Origin of the sequence: Pseudomonas cerasi, assembly GCF_027983475.1 — a bacterium.
GTDB lineage: Bacteria > Pseudomonadota > Gammaproteobacteria > Pseudomonadales > Pseudomonadaceae > Aquipseudomonas > Aquipseudomonas cerasi.
Genome location: NZ_JAQJVM010000002.1, coordinates 1,381,595 through 1,393,154, shown reverse-complemented (window position 1 = coordinate 1,393,154; position 11,560 = coordinate 1,381,595). Strand labels below are relative to the sequence as shown.

The window sequence follows — 11,560 nt, the reverse complement described above, 5'->3', positions numbered from 1 at the left end:
CATATGCAGGTAGAAGGCTTTTTTGAATGGCTCGGGCAGGCCATCGGCGCGATCATTCGCTTCTTTGTCGACGGTCTGGCGTGGTTGTTCAACGGGTTTACCCATGCTGGGGGAAATTTTGTCGATGGCTTGTCCCGCACGCTGGGCATGGACACCTCGCTGATCAGCATCATCGCACTGGTCATCGGCCTGATGCTGCTGTACTCGGCGGTCCGCGCCTTCATGCGCGCTTCGATCATCCTTGGCATCATCTGGCTGGCGCTGGGCCTCTGGTTGCTGAGCTGGATCATTCATTGATGCGTTGAAGGCTAGCCTGCCGCCATGGTGGGTGAACGGGGCGACGCCTTCGCGAGCAAGCTCGCTCCCACGTAGATACACCGAAGAACCACCATTGCTGTCGATGCAGTGAGGCCTTTGTGGGAGCGAGCCGGGCGACGCTTCGCTTGCTCGCGAAGACGATGGTTCGGGCACGCTGTTTCCGAAGCCTGTACCGGTCCTTTCGTGAACAATGCGGATCGCCGCCCCGGTCGCTCCTACTGGATCTGTGGTGCGTCGGCCCCTTTGTGAGCAAGCTTGCTTCCACTGTCATGCATTCCAATCAATTGGCGATCATTTTCCCTTCACCACCATCTGCGCTGGCGCTTCGCCCAGGGCTTGCCAGTTCGGGCGGTACATGGATTCGACCTGCGGCGGCGGTATGCGGTAGGTGCCCGGGGTGACGGCTCGCGCCAGGTAGAGCAAGTGCACAGTGCTGCTGCCGTCGATGTCCAGGGCTGCCACGTAGCGGTCGCCACGATATTCCTGATGCTTGATCCCGGCGTTTTCCATCGATTCGCGGATGGTTTTCACCTCCTCGCTGGCGTCTTCCAGGCTTGCCGCGCTTTGCGCCAGGTTCTGGTTTTCCAGCTCCAGGCCTGCAGGCAGCAGGTCCACCACCAGCGCATCCGGGACGCGCTGTTTGGCACCGATTTCCAAGTGCACCAGCACCAGTTGCCCGGTTTTCAAGGCGCCGATGTTCAGCGGTGCGCCGCTCAGGTTCAGGTACTCGCGGCGAATGCTCAGGTTTTCGCCACCCGCTACAGGCGCCTGGGTGGGATAACCGGAGACGGTCAGTTGCTGGTAAAGCGCTTCGCCGCTCTGGTTGTGCACCGAAAGCGGCGAGGCCAGCAGCGAACCGTCCAGCTTGAGGCCCGGCTGCCGGTTGCTCAGTTCGCGGTTTTGAGTGCCGCTGACAATGCTGGCGGTCCAGTCTTTTTCCGGTTTGCCCAGCAGGTTACGGCCAGCCATGAACAGTGAATTGCTTTCCTGGGTCGACAGGTAACGATTGGCCGCCACCTCATCCGCCAAGGCGAATAGGCGCTCATCACGCTTGTCTTTGGCGAGGTCGTTTTCTTCCAGCAATGCCAGTATCAACGCCTGATCACGCAGCGAACTGCCGTAGTCGGCCAGCCATTCATTCTTGCGGCTGGCGGCCAGACCCGCCATCAGGGCCTGGTCGGCGCGGGGTTTGTCGCCCATCTTCTCCAGCGCGACGGCCAATTGCACCAATGGCAGGCCGGAGCGGGCGTCACTGCGGCGGTCGAACACGCTGCGCAAGGCGGCGAGCGGTGCCTGCTGACTGCGCGACAGCACCAGCCCGGCATAGGCTTGCACGGCGAAGCGCGTATGTTCGGCGTTCTGGCTGTAATTGACCTGAATCTGGCCGGCATCCTGCAGATAACGCAGCAGGCGTTCACTGGCTTTCTTCAGTGCATCCGGCGGCACGGCAAAGCCCTGATCGCGGGCGCGCAGCAGGAAGTCTGTGACATACGCCGTCAGCCAGTATTCCTCGTCGCTGTCCGAGCCCCACAGGCCAAAACTGCCGTTGTAACGTTGCATGCCCAGCAGCCGCTCGATGCCGATCTCGACCTTGCGCTTGCGTTCGGCATCCGTTTCGCCGGTCAGGCCCAGGCGTTTGAGGGTTGCGGCATCGGCATACAGCGACGGGTATAGACCGCTGGCGGTCTGTTCCAGGCAGCCGTAGGGGTAGGCTTTCAATGCGCGAATCTGTTCGCCGAGGTTCAAGGGCGGACGGCTCGACAACGACAGCAGCGCCTCACGACCGGCCGGTTCGAACGCTTCCAGCGCGCCCTCCGGCAGGCTCCAGGGCTGATCATTGAGCGTGGCGCGATAATGCTTGAGCATTGCTGGGTAGGCCGGGCGTACGCCGACGGTCCATTCGCGTGTGAAGGCCGGCAGGTTTTCGCCCGGCAGGTCCAGACCTTCGACCAGCACCTTGATCTTGCCCTGACCCAGGCCGCCTTGCGCCAGCACCGGAACCTTCAGGGTGACGCGCTGGCCTTCCTTGAGCTGCAGGGGCTTGCTCTGGTCGCCGCCCGGAATGCTCAACTGGCCCTCAGCGCTGATTTTCACGTCCAGCTTCTGTGCCTTGCCCGACAGGTTGGAGACGTCCAGCGCCACGCTGGTCTGGTCGCCACCGGCAAGAAAGCGCGGCGTCGACAGTTCGGCGATGATCGGCGCGGCAACCACGGTTTTCGCCTCGGCCATACCGTAGCGGTCGTCGGTCCAGGCTTGAGCCATTACGCGCAGCTCGCCGTTGAAGTCCGGGATATCGACGCTGACTTCACCTTCACCGGCGTCATTGAGCGTCACCGGCGCACTTTGCAACGCCACGATGGTGACGCTGGTGTCCGGACGTTTGCCGCCCTTCGCCAGTGCATCACCACCGAACGCCATGCTTGCCAGGCGCCCCTGACCGGCTTCGATCAGCTGACCGTAGATGTCCAGTTGGTCGGCTCCGTACTGCTTGCGGCCAAACAGGCTGGCAAACGGATCGGGCGTTGCGTAGCTGGTGATGTTGAGGATGCCGACGTCCACCGCCGATACCAGCACGTGGACTTGTTTGGGGACGCTGCCGTCAGCATTTTTGGCGGCGACCTTGAGGGTCAGGGGTTGTCTGGGGCGCATTTTCTCCGGCGCGGTGACCGTCAGCGCCAGCTTGCGCTGCGCCCGGTCCAGCGGCAGGTGCAGCACACCCACGGCGCGCTTGGGTGTGACATTGGCCTTGCGTTCACCGGGACGTATCACCAGAGCGGTGACGTACAGGTCGTGGCGTGCCCATTTTTTGTCCAGCGGGATGTCATACGATTTGCCTTCGGCAGGCACGTCGATTTCCTGCCACCACAGCGGACCTTCGCTGGACTCGACCAACAGATAACCCTTGCCCGCAGCCGGCGGGGTGACAGTGACTTTCGCGGTGTCGCCATCGTTGTAGGCCGGTTTGTCCAGCGCCAGCTTGACCTGATCCGGTCTGACCGCGCCGCCGTCAGTGTTGTCCTGCCAGCGATAACCGGCCCAGAAGCGCAGGCTGCTGACCATTCCGGTGGACGGGTCTTCCACCTCGACACGGTAAGGACCCCATTCGACCGGGAAGCTGACCTTGGCGGTGGCGTCCTTGGTGATGCTGACGGTTTCTTCGTTGAGGTTGAGGAATTTCTCGTTGAAGTGGTAACTCCAGCCGTCGTCGGCCGAGTAGTTCCAGTAGTAATCGCGACGCTCGCGGATCAGCCGGACTTTCACGTTGTCAGCGCCCAGCTTGTTGCCCGCCGCGTCGGCCATGACTATTTCAAAATCGGCCGGGCCGTCGCCGTTGGTCTGCGCTTCGCCCTTGGCCTCGTTGTCGTAGTCATCACCACCCGTGCTGCTGCCGAACAGTGCACGCACGCCGGGCAGGTGTTCGGCAGGCCAGATCGGCTGCACCAGACGACGGGTGATCGGCCGCCCGCCAGACTCTTGCAGGCTGGCTTGCAGAATCAGTTGCAGCGGCGATTTGGCCTGCGCCCACTCGCTCTGCACGGCGAGCGTCGAATGACCTTCGGCATCGAGGGTGACGGGCTCAAGCTCCAGATCATGCTTGAGGTCTTCCTCGGTGATCGAGCCGAACTGATAACCCGGCAGCTTCGGCACCGCCTCGCGCAGCGGGCGGACATAGACCTGACCGGTCAGCGTATTGCCCGAAGCGGGGGCGCCGTACAGGTAGCGGCCAGTGATATCGAATTGCGGGTTGTCAGCAGGCGCCACCGGCGTGTCGCTGCCCTTGAGTTCCAGCGCCAGACGCTCGGGCAGGAAGTCCTCAACCTTGAACTCGTAGAGCTGCGGTTTGCCGTCACCCAGGTCGAACATCAGTTGCCAGCGTCCGGTGGGCGCTTCGTCGGCAAGCGGCAATTGATACTGGTAGAAACCGTTGCTGTCGGCTTCCCAGACGAATTTGCGGCTGACCTGATCATCGGGACGGCGCACTTCGACGGTGATGGGCTGCGGCTTGACGGTGTTGCCGTCGCTGTCGCGCAGCAGGCCGTTGAGCAGCACGGTTTCGCCGGGGCGATACAGGTCGCGCGGGCCGAAGATGAAGAACTGCAGCGGGTGAGCCTGCGGGCCGGAGATATCGAACTCGGCCAGGTCCAGTGCCGAGCTGTTGAGGCGCAGCATGCTGGTCTGTTCGTCCTTGTGCGCCAGTACCACGGCAGCCTTGGCAGGCAATGGCAGTTGCGCGTGGCCGTCGCTGTCGGTCTTGCCCTGGGCGACGACCTTGCCGTTGTCGTCATACACATCGACGCTGATATCACTCAGCGCCTTGCCACCCTCGAGCGCTTGAGTGAAGACGTCCAGACGGTTGCTGTAACGGTGCACCGACAGGCCGATGTCACTGAGCGTCAACAGGGTGGCCGGCTGCGAGTAGCTGTAGGTGCCCGAGGCGCGCATCACCGCCAGATAAACACCTGGCTGTTGCAGGGGCTTGATACCGGCAATCGGCAGCAGCAGGGTTTCACGGGTGTTGCGCGCGGGCTTGAGGTCGAAGCGGCCGCTGTAGACCAGTTCGGCCATGGGCAGCAGTTCTTCGGAGCTGTAGCTGGACAGGCTCGACGCGCCGTCCCACTGGGCGAGGAAATTCGGCATCGAGTCGGGTTTGATGCGGAAGAACTCGACATCCACCTTGTCGACGTTCAGCGCGATCACCGGCAGGCCCTCGGCCAGACGGGTTGGCAACAGGCTGCCACGGCTGGCGAAACCGACCGAGGGCTGCAAGTCGCGGGTTTCCAGGCGGCTGATGTATTCGGCGGCAAGTTTGGCCTTGTTGACGGCCAGCAGACCGGCATCGACGGTCAGGACCAGTTTGCGCTGCGGCTCCAGGTGGCGCAGGCGCAATTCCATGAGGTTATCCGATAGTTCCCAGGCACCGTCGACCTTGCCGTTCTTGCTGTCCACCAGGTGAAGTTTTTCGTCGAATTTCTGTTCGGGGTCGAGCGGGACCGAGAAGCTCACCGACAGGGTGCTTGCGCCGTCGACCTGGATTTCCGACACGTCGATGACCGTCAGTTCGCGGCCTGCGTAGCGCTTGCTCAGCGCGGCCAGGTCGACTGCGGGTTTGGGCTTTTTGTCGTTGACCGTTGCCTGGGTCGTGGGGGCCGTGGCAGGCGCGGGTTTATCCGTGGAAGAAGAATCACAGGCGCTCAACAGCGCAAGCGCGCAAGCCAGAAACAATCCTTTGTTTAACATGGGGGCACTCATCGGCAACGGTAGAGAGGATGCGACTATATAACAGTCGTGATGACAAGTATTACTGTCAGATTGACCAGTAAGGTCACATATCGAGCGGACTGACTATCGTGCCATTGCGCGTTGGCATGCAGCGGGTGACGCAGAGCGTCACGAAATGCACTCACACGTTGTGGACTGACCCCAAAAAGTTAGACAGTTGACTATCGTTCCTCACGCTCCAGTGGAGCGTGCTGAATGATAACGCTGCCGCTTTCGAGGCATGAGTACCGTTTACGGACGTATCGAAACGCTGGGACACCCTGCGTTTGATCTGGCTACAATGCCGGCCTTGCCGGGAGCTCTCATGTCTACGTTGTTCACTGACTGGCGTCATCGCTCAACCCATCGTCGTGTCTGGGCGCTTGCGACGCCGATGATTCTGTCGAATATTTCCGTGCCGCTGGTGGCGCTGGTCGACAGCGCGGTGATCGGTCATTTGCCGCACGCCCATCAGCTGGGCGCTGTGGCGGTGGGCTCTACGCTGTATACCTTTCTCGCCTGGGCGATGGGCTTTCTGCGCATGGGCACCACCGGTTTTGCCGCACAGGCGGCAGGGCGCAGTGATAGCGCAGCGTTGCGCCGCATTCTGTTGCAGGGGTTGCTGCTGGCCGTCGGGCTGGCGGTATTGCTGGGTGTGATCGCCTTGCCTTTCAGCCATCTGGCGCTGACGATGATGCAGCCGTCTGCCGATTTGCAGCAAATGACACTGGATTTCTTCCACACCCGACTGTTCGGCCTGCCTGCGGCGCTGGCCAGTTATGCGCTGGTCGGCTGGTTTCTTGGCGCGCAGAACGCGCGGGCGCCACTGGCCATTCTGTTGCTGACCAATGCGGTCAACATCGTTCTCAATCTGTGGTTCGTCATCGGGCTGGACTGGGGCGTGATCGGTTCGGCGCGTGCGTCGGTACTCGCGGAGTGGACTGGCGTGGTGCTCGGTCTGCTGCTGGCACGTAACACCTTGCGCGCCTGGCCGGGCCGGATCGTCTGGTCGGCCTTGCGGCTATGGAGTAACTGGCGGCCCCTGCTGGCGGTCAACCGGGACATCTTTTTGCGCACACTCGCGCTGCAATCGGTGATGTTCCTGATCACCGTGCAGGGCGCTCGTTTGGGGGATGCGACGGTTGCTGCCAATGCCTTGTTGCTCAACGGCCTGCTGTTGACTGCCCATGCCCTGGATGGGCTGGCGCATGCGGTAGAAGCGCTGTGTGGCCATGCCATCGGCGCGCGGGACCGGGATACGTTGCGACGCTCCCTGGTGGTTGCGGGAGGCTGGTCATTGATTTCCAGCATGGTGTTTGCGTTGTTCTTTCTGGTGGCTGGGCATGGCTTCGTCAGCCTGCAGACCGATATCCCGGAAGTACGCGCCACCGCGATGACGTATCTGCCGTATCTGGCACTGATGCCGTTGCTGGCCGTCTGGAGCTACCTGCTGGACGGCCTGTTCATCGGTGCTACCCGTGCGCGGGAAATGCGCAACGCGATGCTGTTCAGCGCAGCGGGCATCGCGCCGTTGGCTTATCTGGCTGCCAGCCACGGCAACCACGCCCTATGGCTGACGTTCCTGGCCTTTACCCTGCTGCGCGGCCTGAGCGTTGGGTTCATTGCCTGGCGGCTGACGCGCAGCGACGGCTGGTTCGTTCACTGAGCCTTCTGCCCGGTTCCGTTCTTGTCCGACGCCATTTGCGGGGTGTGGCTGACGAACATGTCCACCTCATCGATCACAGGGGCCAGACCACTCAGCAATCTGGCAAATGCGCCGACCAGCGTGCCGTGATTGGTGCGCGAGAAATACAAGTCTCGCACCGGCACGCCGGCTTCACGCAGCGACCTGGCCAGGCCGCCGGTGTTGCGCTTTGGGTTGACCAGCGAGTCGGTGTTCGAGGCCATCAGCAATGCCGGTGGCGCGCTGGACGTGACGTGGTTGATGGGTTGCGAGTCTGGCGGTGAATTCGGGAAGAAGAACACCGGCTTCACGTCCGGGTTCTCGATGGGCAGGAAGTCGTAAGGCCCGGCCAGTCCGATCCAGCCGCTGAGGATGGAGGGGGACAAGCCTTCACGAGCCAGCCAGCGCGGGTCAAGCGCGAGCATTGCGGCGTTGTAGGCACCCGCGCTGTGGCCCATCACGTACAGGCGGCTCGGGTCGCCACCGTAGGTGTTCGCATGTTTGTGCGCCCAGGCCAGCGCCTTGGCCGAGTCTTCCAGAAAGCTGGGGTAACGTACCTGTGGATACAGCCTGTAGTCGGCGATAACCACCACCATGCCTCGCGCAGCCAGCGCTTCGCCGACGAACGCATAATCGGCCTTCGAGCCGCTGTTCCAGCTGCCACCATAGAAAAACACCACGACCGGTGCCTTGGCCGGTTTCGCCTTGGGCGTGTAGATATCCAGCGTATTGCGTGGATCCGGCCCGTACGCCAGGTTGTAGACATGATCGACAGGCCCGCTGGGGTTCAACGTATTGAGCAGCTTCAAAGGCGAGCAACCGGACAAGGCTGCCAGTACGGCACCGGTCATCAGTGTCAGGAAAATCACTCGGATCATGGCGGAGGGGCTCTGGAAGGTGAGTCGGATATGCCTGAGACCATCACGCTTAATCCCAGTGCCGCACAGTTGCTGCTACGTCATTCAATGGCGTGTGGATCACTCGATTTGCCATCCGCTTTGTTGGCGAAGCTGATGCGCGGGCTGCTCAGCGTGAGACCGCTGTCGTCGATCTGTACCTTGCTCGGCCCGGCGTCGACGATCAGTGTGCTGCCTTCAGCCAGTTCTATGCGGGTCCCGTTCGCCAGTTGCAGTCGTCGGTCTGGCCCGGTGATCGCCTGCCAGTCAAGGTGCATCTCAACGTTATCGGCGGGTGCTTGATCACGCCTGTGGCAGCCGTCATCTGCCAGCGCTGACAGGCAGCCACTGATCTGCGGCGGGCGTTTATCGTCTGCGCAAAAGCTCACTATCACCGACATCCCACCCCGACATTCGACATCCAGCCCCGCAGCCAGATGCAGCCAGCAGCCAGCATCGGGGCCTTCCGGGTGTTGCCAGTCCCATTCGAGGCGCACGTGCAACCGGCCTGACGCATCGGTCCTTGCCGGTTCGCCGTCGCGACCGATGATCCAGCCACGCTGCAGAGGCGCAATGCAGGGACGCGGTGCCGGGGCAGGTGCTGTGAACCCGGCTTCCCAAGGGATGGTGCCAAATACCAACTGGTGGCGGCGACGTGAGTGGACGAAATGGTAGTGAATGCCTTCTTCTGCACACAGCCGCTGGACCAGTTGCAGGTCGGATTCCTGGTACTGCACGCAGCTTTCGCGCTCGATGCATTCTGTCTGCAGGTCAAAGCGGAAGGTGTTCCTCAAACCATGTTCTTCCAGCACCTGGGCAATGATCCGCGTGGCAGTCATGTGTTGAAAGATACGTGAGTGGTGGCGCAGCCCGAGGCAGGCCAGTCGAGGCCCCATCAGCAGCGTGTAGCAGGCCGGGCCGGGCTGGTAATGCTTGCGTGTCGCGCCGTGGATCTGACCGTGAAAGCCTGGCCCTTGAAAACTCTGCCCCGGAAAACCCTGCTCGCCGCCGCAGCTCAGCCAGGCAGGCTTATACATCAGGCTGGTGAGGTCCAGATCGAAACCGTCGCCGAGGATTTCCAGCACGATGGCATACGGCTGGCTGATCGCTTCGGTTGCGCTGAACGATACGACGGTGAAACGGCGCTGCAGGCTTGCAATCTCCAGATGAAAGAACGGCGCGCTGGCGGGGTCGGGCATGGAGGGCTTCTCTACCGGGAATGCGACCGCGGATTCTCGCGCAGAAGCCGGGCAGGGTAGAGGTCTGCAGATAGAACAGGACGTTGCCTACAGCAGGTGTTGGTGGGGGATTACGTCGAGTGGGTGGGCTGTATGAGCGCGTAGCATGGGCGGCGATGGTTACGGACGCCTCTGCATGCCAATGCGGAGCATTGGCATGATAAGCAGTCAGATCTGGCTCCGCGCAAGGATCAGGACGACAGGTACGACGAGCGGGTCAGCCCCAGGCGCAAGGCATCGAGGAAGTAGGTGCGCTCGCGTGGGGTGATCTTGGCGCTGGCGACCTTGTCCCGGTAATGGGTCATCAGTTCTTCCGGCGACAGGTGCACGTAGCGCAGCATGTCTTCGATGGTGTCGTGGGTTTCGATGCCGGCGTGGTAAACGCTGCCGTCCGGGTTCTGGTAGATGTTCACCGAGTCGGTATCACCGAACAGGTTGTGCATGTCGCCGAGAATTTCCTGGTAGGCACCCACCAGGAAGATGCCCAGCAGATAGTCTTCGCCTTCATTCAGCGAATGCACCGGCATGCTGGTCTCGATGCTCTGCTCATCGACGTACTGCTTGATCTTGCCGTCCGAATCGCAGGTCAGGTCCTGAAGCACGGCGCGGCGCACCGGCTCTTCGTTCAGGCGGTGCAGGGGCAGAATCGGCAGTACCTGGCCAATAGCCCAGGTGTCCGGCAGGCTCTGGAACACCGAGAAGTTGCAGATGTACTTGTCGGCCAGCTTGTCGTTGAGCTCGTCCAGCACCTGACGATGGGAGCGTTGACGGGCTTTCAGCGAGTTGTACAGACGGCGGCAGACGGCGAAGTAGCATTGCTCGCCCAGTGCCTTTTCCGACAGGCTGATCTTGCCGTCGGCGTACTGGGCCGCGATGTCGCTCATGTAGTGCGTGGCGCGCCAGTAGGTTTCGGTGACCATCTCGATGTCGGTCGGACCCAGCAGGTCGACCAGCCATTGCACGGTTTCCGGCAGGCTGGCCTTGTCGGCGATTTCCGGGACTTCGTCGTTGTGTTTTTCGACGTCGGTCACCTGAACCACCAGCATGGCGTGGTGGGCGGTCAGCGAGCGGCCGCTTTCCGAGAAAATATGCGGGTGCGGCAGGCTTTGCGCGTCGCAGAATTCCTTGAGCATGCCGACCACGACGCCTGCGTAGTCGTCCATGTCATAGTTGATCGAGCTGGCGTTGCGCGAGTGCGTACCGTCGTAATCGACACCCAGACCACCACCGACATCGATGTAGTCCACCGGCAGGCCGAGCTTGCGCAGTTCGCCGTAGTAACGGATCGCTTCCTTGAAACCGTGCTGATAGTCGGCCAGGTTGGCGATCTGCGAGCCCATGTGGAAGTGCAGCAGGCGGATGCCCTGATCCAGGCCGGCCATGCGGAAACGCTCGACCACCGACAGCAATTGCGCTGCCGACAGGCCGAACTTGGATTTTTCGCCACCGGTATCCGCCCATTTGCTCGATGCCAGGGAAGACAGACGCACACGCAGGCCGACCTGGGGGGCGACCTTCAGCTCGGCGGCTTCTTCGATCACCAGTTCGACTTCGGATTCTTTCTCGATGACGATGAACACGTTGTGGCCCAGCTTCTGGCCCATCAGCGCCAGACGGATGAACTCACGGTCCTTGTAACCGTTGCAGACGATGGTGCCGCCTTTCGGCGCCAGTGCCAGCACAGCCATCAGTTCAGGCTTGGAGCCCGCTTCCAGGCCGATGGAGACGTTCTGCGTGGCGATGATGTTTTCCACCACCGCTTCCTGCTGGTTGACCTTGATCGGGTACAGCGCGGTGTATTTGCTCTGGTATTCCAGGCGCGCAATGTTGCTGTCGAACGCGCCGGTCAGCTGACGCACGCGGTCTTGCAGGATGTCCGGGAAACGCACCAGCAAAGGCAGCGAGAGGCCGCTCTTGCGCAGGTTGTCGACCTGTTCGTAAAGGTCGATGGGCGAGCTGTCCGGCCCGTTGGGACGGACTTCAACGCGCCCCGCTTCGTTGATTGCAAAATAACCCGCGCCCCAATGGCGAATGCCATAAACGCTGCGGCTGTCCGCAACGGTCCATTGGCTGCCATCGTCTTTGCGTGTGCGTCGTACGGACATCGAAGTCCCCTATAAAGAAGTCGTAGCGCCAGCCAGTAGCCAGCTGCGCGCATTGTAATG

6 protein-coding genes are annotated in these 11,560 nt (G+C 61.8%); 2 read left to right on the top strand and 4 right to left on the bottom strand.

All coding sequences use genetic code 11. The annotated features are described in order from the left end of the window. The first annotated feature begins 3 nt into the window (after positions 1–3). A complete protein-coding gene (locus PI739_RS15410; RefSeq protein WP_003307908.1) occupies positions 4–297 on the top strand; it encodes a hypothetical protein in 294 nt (97 codons plus the stop codon). Positions 298–609: 312 nt separating this feature from the next. On the opposite strand, the gene PI739_RS15405 is transcribed toward PI739_RS15410, so the two are convergent. Further along, positions 610–5,556, bottom strand: a complete 4,947-nt coding sequence (locus PI739_RS15405) for an alpha-2-macroglobulin family protein (RefSeq protein ID WP_054081953.1) — start codon at positions 5,554–5,556, stop codon at positions 610–612. A 346-nt stretch (positions 5,557–5,902) separates the two neighbouring features. On the opposite strand from PI739_RS15405, the gene PI739_RS15400 reads away from it, so the two are divergent. Further along, positions 5,903–7,243, top strand: a complete 1,341-nt coding sequence (locus tag PI739_RS15400) for an MATE family efflux transporter (protein WP_271352010.1) — start codon at positions 5,903–5,905, stop codon at positions 7,241–7,243. Here the strand turns inward: PI739_RS15400 and PI739_RS15395 are convergent. From PI739_RS15395 to speA, 3 genes are all read right to left on the bottom strand, one after another. Further along, positions 7,237–8,139, bottom strand: coding sequence for an alpha/beta hydrolase (locus PI739_RS15395; RefSeq protein ID WP_054081955.1), 903 nt, complete (start codon positions 8,137–8,139; stop codon positions 7,237–7,239). The two genes, PI739_RS15400 and PI739_RS15395, sit on opposite strands and share 7 nt — an antisense overlap. An 80-nt stretch (positions 8,140–8,219) precedes the next feature. Then, positions 8,220–9,356 (bottom strand): contractile injection system protein, VgrG/Pvc8 family, encoded by a 1,137-nt coding sequence (locus PI739_RS15390; protein WP_054081956.1) that lies wholly within the window; start codon positions 9,354–9,356, stop codon positions 8,220–8,222. A 230-nt stretch (positions 9,357–9,586) separates the two neighbouring features. Beyond that, positions 9,587–11,500 carry an arginine decarboxylase gene (gene speA / locus PI739_RS15385; RefSeq protein ID WP_003431712.1) on the bottom strand — a complete coding sequence of 638 codons (1,914 nt, stop codon included), beginning with the start codon at positions 11,498–11,500 and terminating at the stop codon, positions 9,587–9,589. Positions 11,501–11,560 lie beyond the last annotated feature (60 nt).

Bases quoted from the DNA above. Each gene is read 5' to 3' on its own strand.
- speA (WP_003431712.1), bottom strand. From the start codon at position 11,500: ATGTCCGTACGACGCACACGCAAAGACGATGGCAGCCAATGGACCGTT.
- PI739_RS15405 (WP_054081953.1), bottom strand. From the start codon at position 5,556: ATGTTAAACAAAGGATTGTTTCTGGCTTGCGCGCTTGCGCTGTTGAGC.
- PI739_RS15410 (WP_003307908.1), top strand. From the start codon at position 4: ATGCAGGTAGAAGGCTTTTTTGAATGGCTCGGGCAGGCCATCGGCGCG.
- PI739_RS15395 (WP_054081955.1), bottom strand. From the start codon at position 8,139: ATGATCCGAGTGATTTTCCTGACACTGATGACCGGTGCCGTACTGGCA.
- PI739_RS15400 (WP_271352010.1), top strand. From the start codon at position 5,903: ATGTCTACGTTGTTCACTGACTGGCGTCATCGCTCAACCCATCGTCGT.
- PI739_RS15390 (WP_054081956.1), bottom strand. From the start codon at position 9,356: ATGCCCGACCCCGCCAGCGCGCCGTTCTTTCATCTGGAGATTGCAAGC.